The following is a 14,917-nucleotide window of genomic DNA, read 5'->3' as shown; positions in this document are numbered from 1 at the left end:
AATAATAGAAAACGTTAAGATTTTGAGTATAACGAAGTTTGTCTCGTTTTTCATAATTCAACGGTTATAACAGCAAAAATACAACGATAATAAACGTATTCATCATGTGGCTATAGCTTATAAATTTGAAACATCAGCCATAAAAAAGACGTTAAGCTTATACTTAACGTCTCTTCATGAGTTTAATTATCAAGGTTAATCATTAAGGTTTTGCAGGCTTTACCAATTTAACCAAGGACGCATAGCCTGACTGCGGCATCACATCGACTGGGATAAACTGTAGCGCCCCGCCATTGATACAATAACGCAGGCCACCACGGTCTTTTGGTCCATCAGGGAATACATGACCCAAATGCGAGTCTGCTACCCGTGAGCGAATCTCGGTACGCACCATGTTAAAGGCGGTATCGTCGTGTTGGGTAATGACTTGCTTATCAATTGGTTTGGTGAAGCTTGGCCAACCGCAGCCAGATTGATATTTGTCGGTTGATAAAAATAGCGGCTCACCGCTTACGACATCGACATAAATACCCGGCGCAAATAAATTGTCGTATTCATGACTAAAGGCGCGCTCAGTACCGGCATCTTGCGTGATATTGTATTGTGCTTTGGTTAGGGTATTCTTCAGCGCACCTTTATCAAAGCCCGCATAGCGTTTAGGATCTAAGGTTTCAGCAACCGTGCTTACAGGCGCAAGCTTGGTACGCGCAGTGCCTTCCGGCTTATCATCGGCGAGGCTTAAATCGACATGACAGTAGCCATTTGGATTTTTTGCCAAATAATCTTGATGATACATCTCAGCCAAGTAAAAATTATCCAGCGGTGCGTTTTCTACCACAACTTTTTGTTTATACTGGCTTTGCACACGTTTGAGAGCAGCATCAATCACTGCTTTATCTGCTTTATCGGTGTAATAAACGCCAGAACGGTACTGAACACCGCGATCATTACCTTGCTTATTAAGACTGGTTGGATCTATCACGCGTAAGTAGTATTTTAAGATAGTATCAAGATCGGTTTTATCCGCATCATAGGTTACTTTTACAGCTTCGGCATGACCTGAGCCACGAATGACTTGCTCATAGCTTGGATTAGCCGTCTCGCCATTGGCATAACCTGATACCGCATCGACGACACCTTCGACGCGCTCCATATAAGCTTCCACGCCCCAGAAACAGCCACCAGCCAAGTAGATTGAGCGCGTATTAATCGCCTTACCTTTATCGTTATAATAAACGCCATCTTTTTGCTTAATGGTTTCGATTTTACTATTGTTATCTAATGCTTGGGCGTTTGCCGGTTTGGCATTACCGGCTTTTAGCTCTGCAAAGTCATTATTGGCATTTTCAGCGAGGGCATAGGCTTGCTCTGCTGATATATTACCTTTGACCAAGTGCACCAAATTGCCATTTTTATCGAGTATCGCCCAGCTTGGGTACACTTGCACGCCAAGCTTATTAATCAGCTCACCTGACGCATCCGCTAATACCGGTAGCTTTGGATAGTCGGCTTGCACGCCTGCATACCAAGTACTGAACTCACCATCGGATTTTTCATTGAGATGACCGGGGCTGGCAACGGTGACAACGTTTAAACCTGCAAATTTAGGATCGGTACGCCATTCCTCGGTTTCTGCAAGCGTCCCTAAACATAACGGACACCAGCTTGCCCAAAATTTAATCAAGGTAGGTTTATTAGGATCAATAACGGCTGCGCCTGTTTTGCCCAAACCCTTTGTCAATTGCGGCAACGCCTGCATTTGCCCAAGCATATCAGACGGTAACATATCACGTGAGCTTTTCACGCCACTGTTTTGGCTACCTGTATTGGCGCTACTACTGGCATTGCTCTTAGCATTGTTTTCTGCGCTACTCATTTGCCCACAAGCAACCAATATCCCTGCACTTAATACGGTCGTCACCCCAAAAGCGCTGACATTTTTTAGCCAACGCGCTGCTACACGCGGTGAAGAGGTCGCTAAATCACTAGCGTTGGTGCGCTCATGATAACGGATTTTTTTCTGCGACTTATTATCTTGTTTATCAGGTAGCATGGTGGATCCTTTTTACAAAGTCTTGCGAGCAAATACTTAGTTTGAATGGTCTTTTATGGTTTTTTATAGGCTTGTTATGCTGTTTATTAGGGTAATTATGCTTAGACTAAATGCGTTAATAGAACTATAGAAGCTAGACAGGATATATATAAAGGTTATGAGATAAAAGCGGTTAGGTTAATTAAGGATAGCTAGAATTCAAGATAATAATAAGACACTTACCTACATTAGATTATCTTAATAGTATAACTCCACAATAGAGTTTAATTTAAGAGTTAATGACAGCTCACTACACTTTTTTAACAACGCAGTAAGGTTGTTGATATAGAAATTAGAGATATGGGAGTAGTGGCAGCAATAATGAGGCCTAGTCACTTTTTGTTTAGTTACTTTTGCTTAGTGACTTTTATATGAGGCTAAATGAGAGGAAAATCAATATCTACAAATAAATCTCTTATCTGATTATTCAACACTTAAAAACCTGCTATTAAAGTCATTTTTTTGCAGCAGTTAATTTAAAAAATTAATTATTAAGCAAATATAGCGCTTGACTGAATTAATTTTTAGCCCTCATAAACTGTGCAACATAATCATCGGCTGGATTTTGGCGCAAATCATTTGGTGTACCCGTTTGCACTAAGCGCCCACCATTTAAAATACTAATACGCTGACCGACTTTGACAGCTTCATCGATATCATGGGTGATGAAGACAATCGTCTTATTGAGCCGTGCTTGTAGCTCAAGTAATTGGTCTTGCAATTGCGCACGAATGAGGGGGTCAAGTGCGGAAAATGCTTCGTCCATCAGCAAAATTGGATTATCCGTTGCCAGCGCGCGTGCTAGCCCGACACGCTGCTGCATACCGCCCGAAAGCTCATCAGGATAGCTATGCTCTAGGTTGGGAAGCCCGACTTCATGAAGCCAATGCCGAGCAACTTCATGACGCTCGCTCACACTCATCTTACGCACACGCAGACCGTAAGCGACGTTTTGCATCACCGTCATATGTGGCACTAAGCCAAAGTGCTGAAATACCATGCTGACCGTTTGCTGACGGTAATGTTGTAGCTCCTTATCATTAAGCTCTAAAATATTAATAGCCGAGTTGGTATTGGCAGCGGTTTGGGACGAACCTTCCTCTGCTATCGGGCTTTGCGCATTGTCCTTATTTTTTGCATTGATATTGGTATCAACCCATATTTTGCCACTTGTTGGATCAATCAAGCGATTGATATGGCGTATCAAGGTCGATTTTCCTGAGCCTGATAGCCCCATAATACAATGCAGCTCGCCCGCCTTAATATCCAAATTGATATCATATAGCCCGACCGAGTAGCCCGTTTGCTCCTTGACCGCAATGCTATCCATACCTTCAGCCAATAATGCCAATGCAGACTGTGCTTGCGAGCTATTGGCATTATAAATCTTACTGATGTTCTCTAGCTGGATATGGTTCATCGTTGCTCTCACTATTTGTATTTTTATTTGCATTGTTTCGTGATGGTCACTTTTACTGCTTGTGATATTAACTTCTAATATGGAGCACAGTGCTAACCTATCGGACGTCTGCCAGCATCGATAGTTTTTTGCCGTGCCCGTTTTCCTTGACCAAAGGCTTGCGTGATACGGTCAATGATAATCGCAACGATGACAATAGCTGTACCAGCTTGCAAGCCCTGACCGATATTGAGCGTTTGGATAGATTGCAAGACATCTTCGCCAAGACCGGGGGCACCAATCATAGAAGCCAATACCACCATAGAAAGTGACATCATTACCGCCTGATTAATACCCGCCATGATACTGGGCAGCGCTTGGGGTAATTTAATCCAAATAAGTAGCTGCAGATGCGTACTACCGAACGAGCGCCCTGCTTCGACCATCTCATGATTGACTTGGGTAATGCCCAAAGTCGTCAAACGAATCAGTGGCGGCAAGGCATAAATAATGGTGGCAAATAGCGCTGGTACTTTACCAATACCAAAAAGCATGAGCACCGGAATAAGATAAACAAAGCTTGGCATAGTCTGCATGACATCTAGTATCGGGGTCACAATCTTACGCAGGATTTTACTGCCTGACATGGCAATGCCAATAGGAATACCAATCACTACCGTGACCAACACCGATACGATAAGCAGCGCAAAGGTATCAATCAAGGCGCCCCATAGTCCAAAGGCACCAATGAGAAATAACCCTACCCCGCACGCTAGCGCAAACCAAATTTTACGCACGCCAAACCACGCCAATACCGTCACAAGTGCGATAATTAGCCAAGGCGGAATAACCGTTAATAGCCGCTCAATGGGTAGCAATAGATAGGTTAACGCCACCGTACTGATAGTACGAAAGACGTCACCGTAGTTTTGGACAACGTTTGCTAATATATTATTAAGTGGGGTCTCAAGTGACCACGAAGGAAAGCTTGATGATAGGCCAAATTTGTTAGCACTGGATGCCCCGTTATTACTATCACCAGTATTCGCAACAGCCGCGCCTGTTAGGCTAACACCTAACTTAGCAGCAAGACTCGTGGCCGCTTCCTCAGATAGCCAATGTTGCCAAACGTTTGGATTCTCACGCAAAAACGTTAAGGCTTGCTCATCGCCACTACGTTTACTTTCACTCATCTCTAAGATAGCCCCATTAAGCTCATCGGAGCTAAACTGAACCTTTTTGAAGACAGCAGCCAGCTCAGGATTAGATTCAATAAACGGTGTCGATACCGCGATACCTAAAGGTGATACTGGAAATCCAGAAACACAGTCCGCTGTGCCATCAGCAAGTAGCAAGTCTTGCCAGCAAGCGTCGTCATGGGCAGGAAATGCTAATGGTGCAAAGTCATACTTTGCCATCAAGCCAGTAGGCTGCCAGTAGTAGAATAATAGCGGTTTATGCTGTTCAAAAGCGGAGGCAATCTCGGCATCAAGCGCAGCACCCGTTCCGGGATGGGCATTGTTAAAAATACTGTCTAAACCGGTATTTTTAAGCAAACGGCTATTAAATATCTCACACGTCCAACCAGACGGACAATTCATAAAACGCGATTTTCTTGGGTCTTCAGGGTCTTTAAACAGCTCAGCGTACTTAGGTAAATCTTGATAACTGCGTAGACCTGGGTTTTCGTCTAGGACGTATTTGGGTACATACCAACCTTGGGTAGCACCGCCCTTCAGCGTATCACCGATGACCGCGACTTTATTTTGGGCGATGGCTTGCTCCATGATTGGCGAGCGCCCAACCCACTGTTCGCCAATCACTTGAATGTCGTTTTGTGATAATGCGGTTTCAAGCGCAGGCCCCGCACCCGGCACTTCTTCAATTGTACAATCATAGCCATCTTCAGCGATGTACTTAAGCACCCCAGAGATAAACTGACCGCTCTCCCATGTCAGTGCGCCAAATTTGATAGGTGCATCACAAGCTGCTGACGCCGATACCGGCAGCAAGAAGGCACTCATACACAGTAAACTTAACGCAATCCATTGGCGCATGGGATATCCTATTTATTGTTTTTATTATCAGTATTAATATTAGTATTAACGCTAAAGTTAGTAGTACTGACATCTTGAACCAAGAGTATGTTGCCTTTGACTAGTTGAGTGATTAATGCCTAAATTAGCTATTGCTGGTCAATCTAAAATTGACACTACAGTCGTTTAGGCTTACTACAAAGTGTAGCGATTTATAGATAGGATGACAAATGCTCATTAATTTTAATTGTTGGTTTTTAACTATTGGTTATTAATGACTAAATTTTAGGCAAAAAAATAGCACCTACCTGAATAGATGCTATTTTTTATCGTGTTTCTTGCTTAACCAAAAACTGTTTTATCATTGGCTATTTTATTATTGGCTATTTCAAAAACAGCGCCATGGCTTTTTTAAACAAGCCACCGTATGGCGGTAGTAAAATATTAAGACCATTCAACTTCGATTGTACAAACACAGGCTTCATATGACTAAGACGCTCAAAGCCAGCTTTACCGTGATAAGCGCCCGTACCTGAGTGTCCAACACCGCCAAACGGCAAATCATGTTGCGCCACATGCATAATGACTTCATTAATACACAGGCCACCCGATACCGTATTATTACGCACCTGATCTATCTCGCTATTGTTATCACCAAAGACGTATAGCGCCAACGGGCGTGGACGCTCATTGATAAAACGAATGGCATCATCAAGGCTGTCATAGTGCATCAACGGTAAAATCGGGGCAAAAATCTCGTTTTGCATGACATCGCTATCAGGCGCAGGCTCACTGACAATCACCGGTGGCATCAGGCGGCTGTCAATATCAGCATCCGTATCAGTCAGCGGATGAACCTCATCGCCTGCCAAGCCATCTAGATAGCCTTGTACACGTTTAAACTGCGCACCATTAATGATGTGCGAATAGTCAGGATTGTCTGCAATATTGGGATAATGTTTTTCCATCCACTCTTTTGCCAGACGGATAAACTCTCCATGATATTGACGCGGAATGAGCACATAATCAGGCGCAATACAGGTCTGACCGGCATTAAGCGTTTTGCCCATCATCACGCGATTGACGGCGTTTTCTAAGTTGGCACCTTCCAAAATGACGACAGGCGACTTACCACCAAGCTCAAGGGTGACCGGCGTTAAATTTGGTGCAGCAGCAGCCATGACCTTTTTGCCGACCGCGGTTGAGCCGGTATATAATAAATGATCAAAGGGTAATTGGCTAAAGGCTTGAGCAATCTCAACTTCGCCGATGACCACAGAAACCATATCCGGTGAAAAATAACGTGAAATAGTTTCAGCGAACGTTTGGGCAAATTGCGGTGCGGCCTCGCTCATTTTAATCATAATACGATTACCCGCCGCCAACGCATCAATCATAGGTCCGACTGCCAAAAACAGCGGGTAATTCCAAGGCACCATGATACCAACTACGCCAAGCGGCTGCGGCTGAATCTCATTATGAGCCGGCATATAAAGCGCTGAAATCGATACACGCTGCGGTTTCATCCATTTTTTACCATGTTTTCTGGCATGGCTGATACCGGTAAAGCTCGGAAACAGCTCAGCGAACTGAGTTTCTGACTCACTACGATAGCCAAAATCGGCGCTAATCGCTTTGGCAAGTAGCTCTTGATTGTCGCTTAGCATCACCTCTAGATTGTCGAGTTGATTTTCACGCGTGGCCCAATCATTGATGGGCTGCGTGCGGCTCAAATTTTGTAGGCGTAAAAATTGCGCCTGCATATCAGCGACCGTCTTAATGATGCTTAGGGATTCGTTTGCATCATTGGCATGGTTTGAAGCTTGAGCTTGGTTGGTTGGCGTCGGCTCGCTTTGGAAAAGCGTGTTCTGATTATTATCGGTCATTTATCTTCCTTGTCATAGGCGTTAGAGTCGGCACGCTATAATATATTTTAAGACTCTGAATACATGATCAGGCGCAATATACGCCGCCTATATCTTATATGGCACTTATATACTCACCTTCAACTGATGGCTGTTGATGAACCGTTTTCAATAATGAAGGCAGATGAGATTCCTTTCAATGCTATTCGACACTATTTTAGTCAACGCCGTTTAATGTAGCGCATCGACCAGTGAATGAACAGCACCTTTGATTGACTAGTGGGTCTGTATGAAATACGAGTCATTTAAGGTCTATATTGCTGCTATTTATCAGTATTTTTACTGCCGCTAAATGGAGTAAGCGAATAGCGCAGCTGACGCAAATATAGAGTTGGGCACAATTGCTAAAACTGCTACACTGAACCTTAGTAATAGAGTTTATCCACTCTACAAATGCGATCATGCTGTTGGGATTAGTCTTTCGCAGCCTCTGTCTGCATCGGCACAGCAAGCAAGGAAAATTGATCCCAGCAGCATCTGTGTATAAACCTATTGCTTATATTCAGTATTGACTATCACTCTAGGCAACTAGACTCTAAAAACATCCTTCTAAAACATCAAAATATAAGACAGTCATTCTTATGCAAAATACCGCGCAACCCCTCAATGAAATGCTAGTTAGCAAATCGCTCTCAGCTGCTGATTATGTCCCTACCCTTGATGCCATGCTATCGCGTACGTTGGCGCGTATTGCGCTCAAAAAAGAGCAAGATCTACGCACCCCTGACGAGCTATGGATTGTCGATCACAATGATGTCTATACGCTTGGACAAGCCGGTAAAGAAGAACATATCCTGCAACGTACCAATACCCCTATTATCAAGACCGACCGCGGTGGTCAGGTGACATGGCACGGGCATGGGCAGCTGGTTATCTATTGGTTGTTTGATTTAGAAAGTTTAGGCTGGAGTGTACGCAATATGGTATCGCACGCCGAACAAGCGATTGAAGATGTGGTCAATGACTGCCTAAAAAGCCACGCGTCTAATAGTGTCAATACCAGTGCCGATATCAGCGCCCATGCGCGCCGTGATGCGCCCGGTGTTTATTTATATAGCCATCTAAATACTGCCAGTAATGACAACGCTCAACCACTCACTGAGCTTCCGACCGATGACGCCATTATGCTGGGTAAAATTGCCTCACTTGGCTTTAAAATCAAGCATGGTTTTAGTTATCACGGGGTCGCGATTAATTTAGATTGTGATTTATCCGCTTTTAATGCGATTAATCCGTGCGGCTATGCGGGCATGCAAATGTTACGACTGGCTGACTTCGTTGCGATGGATGAGCAAACGCAGGATGAGCAAATGGCAGCGCAGGCACCGGAACAATCTATGCAAGCAATTGCCAACTGTTTAAGCTATGAACAAGTGACCCAAAAGCTTATCGATAATATTGCCAAACGTCATGCTGGACATATCCAATTACGTGCCCTCGCCCCAAAGTAATTTTCCAAGTCTTTTTTATACAGTCTTGCTTACACAGTTTTTTTAAATTAAATACTGTTCTTTGCATAATCCTTTTTTGCATAATATCGTGCACGCTTAGACTTAAGCATTGTGAGAAAATTTGAGTCAAACTTGTTATAATCGCAGGCGCACAAATTGGGCGCAGCAATAACCTTAGCGCGCCAACATTTAACCCTTTATCATTGAAGCATTCATAACAAAAGCACCTTGGAGCAATTTATGGCAGATTTTAATAAAATTTTGGACGCAGGCGACGTCGATGGCGGCATCATTAATGTGGTCGTAGAAATCCCAACTGGTAGCAGCCATAAAATTGAGTGGAATCGCGAATTGGCAGTTTTTGAGCTTGACCGTGTTGATCCACAGATTTTTGCTAAACCTTGTAACTACGGTTTTATCCCGCAAACCCTTGATGAAGATGGCGACGAGTTAGATGCGCTTATCATCACAGAACAGCCTTTGCCTACTGGTATTTTCCTAAAAGCGAAAGTAATCGGCGTGATGAAATTCGTTGATGATGGCGAAGTTGATGACAAAATCGTCGTCGTACCAGCTGACGACCGTGATACAGGCAATGCTTATAACAGCCTAGAAGACTTACCAAAGCAGCTTATCAACCAATTACAGTTCCATTTTAGCCACTATAAAGACCTTAAAAAAGCCGGTACAACGGTGGTCGAATCTTGGGGTGACGTCGCAGAAGCTAAAGAAGTCATCAAAGAGTCTATCCAACGCTGGAAAGACCTATAAATTATCCTAGATAATTTAAAGAAGCGTTTATTGCCATTTTTTTATTGAAATACAATAAGCGCCATAAAAAATACCGCAAACATGATAATGGTTGCGGTATTTTTTTGCTTGAATTTTGCGCCGATAAAACGGTTATAATACCCTCACTTACCTATTATCACACCCAAATGAGGACTGTCATGTTTGACTCTGATTCAGGCTCAACACCCGCCAATAAAAAACTGCCAAAAGCCGTTATGATGATGGTCGAAAAAGGCAATTTGGTGCAGGCAATTAAAACCTTGGCCGCTGATGAAAATATCAGTATGGATGCCGCCAAATCTCGCATAGATGCTTATGAGCTTGCGCTAAAGAACAAGCAGCAGCAAACCCTCACGACTATCGCCAACAAACAAGGCATCCCAAGCCAAGCCTTTAGCTTTGATAGAGAACAAGTGGAAGAAGAGTCGGAGCGCTTGACGAAGACTCGCGTTAAAACCACGCCCACAGAGCAAGGCTTCCAAAGTCTACAAGACGGCGTTGACAGCCAGCTTAATGATTTGGGCTATAAAAAACCGCTTATTCCTTATTGGGCAAAGCGGCTATTGGTCATTGCTGCGGTGATGGCAGGGTTATTTTGGGTAATGTGGCGAATTTTTGGCTAGTCTGTTTTAAGTGGTTCCATTATACCAGTCTGTTTTAAGTGGTCTGTTAATAGATTTAGAGGGTGAAATAGCTGGTTCCCTTGGGATATAGTCAATGGAATTCCCTAATGACAGTATTTATGATCCAAAGGTAACAAAATGATAGTTCAAGACAATTTTAATCCTTATCCAAAAGATCTATTGCCTACTAAATTCATCTATCCAGTTAAATATTTAGAAATTAGCGAGAACCCAAAACTCGTTAACCATAATAAAGATTATCACTTTCGTTGGTGGTTTGAGGGCGCTGTTAACGAAGGAAGTAAATTATCTTATAGGCTTAGAAATGATAAAATAGAAGGACTTAACTTAGTGCCATTTGCTCAAAATGGCGACTGGTTAGCAAATTTTGATGGTGATGATACCTCAGGCAATCCAAGAGTCGTTGTAGTAGATTTGGGTGATTTGCCATTTCATATGATATGTGAAGACTTTGCTGACTGGCTGACTAAAGCTGAGCAGGACTATTGGTAATAGCTCACCCTAATAGTTTAATGTTTTGTACACCATGAAGTACACTGTGACTATTCCAGTGTGTTTAAACGTTGATGCTATTAAGCTACAGCTTAGGATTCAAGTCCTCACTAGGGTACCGAACCATTGAAAGCACCTGATTGGTTCGCTATATATTTCTTAAAATGAATCCTTCTAGTATTATCGCTTCTACTAGCACGATTAATGACTCCTCTTTCAGAGAAGATTAACATGAGTAATATGCAACGATTGAAATCAACATTGTTAAATAAAAGTAACGGTAAATGGTATCAGAAGGGTAAATGGTATCAGCGCGATAAGCTATACACAGGCATTATCTTCTTTGATAAACCAGACCATCAACTTGAAGCTTATGAAGTTAAAAACGGAGAGATTAGTAAACCGTATGTCTCACCATGTCAGATAGGGTTACCTTCACCTATTCAAATAGACTCTTCAGGGTTTTGTAATGAAGATGAAGACGAGTATGGTTGTGGAACAATACCGCAATTTTATCAAGGCAAATTATATCAAGGTATGTCATATACCTTCAATGAAGGTATATGCGATAGAGAGATCTATACCATTGAAAATGGCGAAACAGAAAATCAAATTATGTGGAGAACAAAACTCCATGAGCCATCCATGTTTGAACTTCGATACGAATATGATCAATCAGGCTTCTACTATAGAAACAGTAGAGATGATATAAATTTTGGTTATAGCAAAACTTGTAAAAAAACCAATCAGCTTGAAGACATAGATATCACATACATCCCAAAATTAAATCGTATAAAACGTTTTACAGCTATAGATGATATTATTCACTCAAAAAACTACCTCGATTGCCCCATCCCTGTGCCAGGGATATATGAACTGATAGAAAATTATCAACATTTTAAATTTGATACATTCATACGTTTGAGGATAAGCGAAGATATTGTAGAAGATTTGTTCGATAAATGGGCAAAGAACAATAGCTTTATACACGTGGAGTTTATGTACATCACTGGATTAAACGGACTTTATAATTTAGAAATATTTAATGATAAAGAGGTTTTTAATAGTTTAAAGGAGCTACGTCTCGAAGAAAGTGAGGTGCTACCCCAAAAAATTGAGCAGCTGAAAAAATGTAGTAATAACTTTAAATTAGTTATCTATAAATAGATCTATGAGGGCTAAATTGATATTTTTAATATTAGATGTGCATTATCAAACAGACGTGGTACAAAAGCTGGACAGCGCTAAAGTAGCTGGCATACGTTTTCAAGGTATAGAGACTAATGAGATATTAAGTGAGCATACTGTCAACGTGAACAATGTTGCGCCTTATGAGTCAGGACAATTTTATAAACGAGAATTGCCCTGCTTACTGGCTTTAATTAACCAGATTGATGAACCCTTTGATGCAATTATCATAGACGGCTATGTATTTTTAGACGGTGTTACCAAAGCAGGATTGGGTAAGTATTTATACGATAATCTCGCTAATAAAAAGCCTATCATCGGTATTGCTAAAAACCATTTTTACGACATTACTGAAGACTATGCCGTTTGGCGAGGAATAAGTAAGAACCCAATATATGTAACTAGTATTGGTATAGAAATCACGAAGGCTAAAGAGATGGTAAGTAGGATGGGTGATGACCATCGAATGCCCAAGATGGTTACTTACGTAGATAAACTAGGCCGTGTCATCAATTAGGATATCTATACCTATTGAAATAATTTGCGCTACAGCCAAATCCTCAATAGATAGCAGCCCTTATTCCCATAACGGTGATTATGTTAAATAAAAATCCACTACCTACCCATTTATATAAATTACGAATAACTTCAAGACATTAAAAAAGAGATACCGTAGCATCTCTTTTTTAAATTCATCAGGCATATTATCTTAGTGATGCTCGCCCGGTAAAATTCTGGCAAAGGCACGCTGAGCAATATTTGGTTTTTTATCAGTCGTCAATCCAGCACGAGTACTTGGGAAAATACGATAACCCATCGATTGAATACCAACGTTAATTGCTGGTGCTAATGAATAAGTCGCCGAGGCAAATTTACCCATGTTACTGGCAATACTGTTTGGTTTATGAACAATCGCTTTGGCAACCATCATCGCCGCTTCATCCGGCATAAGCGCAGGCATGTAGCGATATAATTTAGTAGGCTCAATCATCGGTGTGCGCACCAATGGCATAAAGATATTGGTAATGGTGACATTATCGCCTTTTACTTCAGCAGCCAAGCAGCGGCTAAAGGCATCCAATGCCGATTTTGAAGCGACATAAGCGGCAAAACGCGGGCTATTCGCCAGCACACCAATCGATGATATATTAACAATTTGACCAGTCTGACGTTCAATCATCGTCGGCAAAAACCCAAGCACTATTTTAACCGCGCCAAAGTAATTGATATCCATGGTACGCTCAAAATCATGGAAGCGATCTATAGACTCGTGCACCGAGCGGCGAATTGAGCGACCGGCATTATTAACCAAGACATCTACATGACCGAAATCTGCCAAAATTTGCGCGCTGACTTTTTCTATATCATCCATATTGGTCAGATCACAAGGGTAATAAGTAGCTTTACCACCAAGCTCCTCGATACTGTCTTTCACAGCTTTTAATTTGTCTTCAGTACGTGCCAGCAAGATCACATGAGCACCGCATTCACTGAGCAAATAGGCCGTACGCTCACCAATACCACTTGATGCCCCTGTGATAATAATATGCTTATCTTTGACTGCTTTGCTGATTGCTTTTTTTGAGGGGTTGGCCATAAAAGATCCTTTTCGTAAATGATACTTCCGTTAATGTTCGCCTAAAGCATAACAAATATAATTGGATTGAAGTTAATAAATAAGCCGTAAAATGCATTTAATATCATGAATATTAGCAGTTAGGTATTTATTATCAAGTGGATTGCTTAAACTGACCGTTTTTTCTTGCTATTCGTGCGCGTGTAAAAAGTCTTCGACCACGCGAAACTGCCCAGCGGTACTCTCTTCACCATACATGGCTTGGCGAAAAGCGTTGGAATTAGGGATGCCGGTGGTATACCACGCAATGTGCTTGCGAGCAATTCGGCAGCCTGAATATTCGCCGTAAAACTCATATAGCTCTTGCAAATGCGCTAGGACAATCTCTTTTATCTCGCTCACACTAGGTGCAGCAAGCACTTCTCCTGAGCGCAAAAAATGCTCGATATCGCGAAATATCCAAGGCTGCCCTTGCGCAGCACGCCCTATCATCACCGCATCACAACCGGTCAGCTCATAGACACGCTGCGCTTTTTGCGCGCTATCGATATCGCCATTGGCAATCACAGGAATATTAATGCTTTCTTTGACTTCGCGAATCAGCTCATAACGCGCTTCCCCAGTATACATATCCTCACGCGTTCGACCATGAATGGCAATCGCAGCAATACCCGCCTGCTCTGCTCGCTTGGCCACGCGCAAAATATTTTCGCGGCCATTTTCAAACCCCAAACGCGTTTTTAAGGTCACAGGAGCATCAACGGCTCCTACCGCCGCATCCAGTAAGCGCGCGACCAAATCTTCGTCTTGCAAGAGCGCAGATCCTGCCAACTTACGGCACACTTTTTTGGCAGGACAGCCCATGTTGATATCAATAATCTGCGCGCCATTATCAATCTGATAGCGCGCCGCTTCTGCCAGTTTATCCGGTTCTGCGCCGGCAATTTGTGCCGAAATCGGTGCAATCTCATTATCAAAATTGGCACGATAGAGCGATTTTTTGCGCGCATAAAGCGCCGTATCAGCGATAATCATTTCACTAACCGCATGCCCTGCCCCAAAGGATTTACACAAGCGTCGAAAGGGATTGTCGGTCACGCCAGCCATCGGTGCGACCATCAGGCGATTTTCAATCGTCAAGCCGCCAATGACCAATGGCTGCAATAAAGGATGGTCATTAGCAGTTTGTGCTGATGAGTGACTAGACACTGGATTATTTATAGGCATAAAAAACGGCTTGATTCATGGTGAAAACAAGCCGTTATTCTAAGGGTTCGTACGCATATTGCAAGTCATTCAGACAATCATTTGCTCAGCGCACG

The 14,917-nt window shown here is 42.5% G+C and carries 12 protein-coding genes; 6 read left to right on the top strand and 6 right to left on the bottom strand.

Annotation, left to right across the window (positions count from 1 at the left end; genetic code table 11):
• Window positions 1-202 precede the first annotated feature (202 nt).
• From msrAB to QJS82_RS03880, 4 genes are all read right to left on the bottom strand, one after another.
• The gene (msrAB, locus tag QJS82_RS03895; protein WP_281491290.1) at window positions 203-2,053 is read right to left on the bottom strand and encodes a bifunctional peptide-methionine (S)-S-oxide reductase MsrA/peptide-methionine (R)-S-oxide reductase MsrB; all 1,851 of its coding nucleotides are present in this window, start codon (window positions 2,051-2,053) and stop codon (window positions 203-205) included.
• Window positions 2,054-2,609: 556 nt separating this feature from the next.
• The gene (locus QJS82_RS03890) at window positions 2,610-3,512 is read right to left on the bottom strand and encodes an ATP-binding cassette domain-containing protein (RefSeq protein ID WP_281491289.1); all 903 of its coding nucleotides are present in this window, start codon (window positions 3,510-3,512) and stop codon (window positions 2,610-2,612) included.
• Window positions 3,513-3,604: 92 nt separating this feature from the next.
• Complete coding sequence (locus tag QJS82_RS03885; RefSeq protein ID WP_281491288.1) at window positions 3,605-5,548, bottom strand: glycine betaine ABC transporter substrate-binding protein; 1,944 nt, start codon at window positions 5,546-5,548, stop codon at window positions 3,605-3,607.
• Between the two features lie 362 nt (window positions 5,549-5,910).
• Entirely contained in the window at window positions 5,911-7,413 is a 1,503-nt protein-coding gene (locus QJS82_RS03880; protein WP_281491287.1) for a coniferyl aldehyde dehydrogenase, read from the bottom strand.
• A 620-nt stretch (window positions 7,414-8,033) separates the two neighbouring features.
• Between QJS82_RS03880 and QJS82_RS03875 the strand changes: the two genes are divergently transcribed.
• The 6 genes from QJS82_RS03875 to QJS82_RS03850 all read left to right on the top strand — a co-directional run bounded on the left by QJS82_RS03875 (window position 8,034) and on the right by QJS82_RS03850 (window position 12,536).
• Window positions 8,034-8,903: a lipoyl protein ligase domain-containing protein gene (locus QJS82_RS03875; RefSeq protein ID WP_281491286.1), complete on the top strand. Its 870-nt coding sequence runs from the start codon at window positions 8,034-8,036 to the stop codon at window positions 8,901-8,903.
• Between the two features lie 240 nt (window positions 8,904-9,143).
• Window positions 9,144-9,674, top strand: a complete 531-nt coding sequence (locus QJS82_RS03870; RefSeq protein ID WP_025651820.1) for an inorganic diphosphatase — start codon at window positions 9,144-9,146, stop codon at window positions 9,672-9,674.
• A 179-nt stretch (window positions 9,675-9,853) separates the two neighbouring features.
• Window positions 9,854-10,318: a hypothetical protein gene (locus QJS82_RS03865; protein ID WP_281491285.1), complete on the top strand. Its 465-nt coding sequence runs from the start codon at window positions 9,854-9,856 to the stop codon at window positions 10,316-10,318.
• A gap of 138 nt (window positions 10,319-10,456) precedes the next feature.
• Window positions 10,457-10,831 (top strand): hypothetical protein, encoded by a 375-nt coding sequence (locus QJS82_RS03860; RefSeq protein WP_281491284.1) that lies wholly within the window; start codon window positions 10,457-10,459, stop codon window positions 10,829-10,831.
• Between the two features lie 231 nt (window positions 10,832-11,062).
• Window positions 11,063-11,998 (top strand): hypothetical protein, encoded by a 936-nt coding sequence (locus QJS82_RS03855; RefSeq protein WP_238049382.1) that lies wholly within the window; start codon window positions 11,063-11,065, stop codon window positions 11,996-11,998.
• 4 nt (window positions 11,999-12,002) lie between these two features.
• Window positions 12,003-12,536 carry an endonuclease V gene (locus tag QJS82_RS03850; protein WP_281491283.1) on the top strand — a complete coding sequence of 178 codons (534 nt, stop codon included), beginning with the start codon at window positions 12,003-12,005 and terminating at the stop codon, window positions 12,534-12,536.
• Between the two features lie 192 nt (window positions 12,537-12,728).
• On the opposite strand, the gene QJS82_RS03845 is transcribed toward QJS82_RS03850, so the two are convergent.
• Window positions 12,729-13,616 (bottom strand): SDR family NAD(P)-dependent oxidoreductase, encoded by an 888-nt coding sequence (locus tag QJS82_RS03845; RefSeq protein WP_281491282.1) that lies wholly within the window; start codon window positions 13,614-13,616, stop codon window positions 12,729-12,731.
• A 168-nt stretch (window positions 13,617-13,784) separates the two neighbouring features.
• Window positions 13,785-14,822, bottom strand: coding sequence for a tRNA dihydrouridine synthase DusB (gene dusB / locus QJS82_RS03840; RefSeq protein WP_281491281.1), 1,038 nt, complete (start codon window positions 14,820-14,822; stop codon window positions 13,785-13,787).
• Window positions 14,823-14,917 lie beyond the last annotated feature (95 nt).

This window comes from Psychrobacter maritimus (assembly GCF_029953575.1).
GTDB lineage: Bacteria > Pseudomonadota > Gammaproteobacteria > Pseudomonadales > Moraxellaceae > Psychrobacter > Psychrobacter maritimus.
This window is presented reverse-complemented; position numbering and strand designations above follow the sequence as displayed.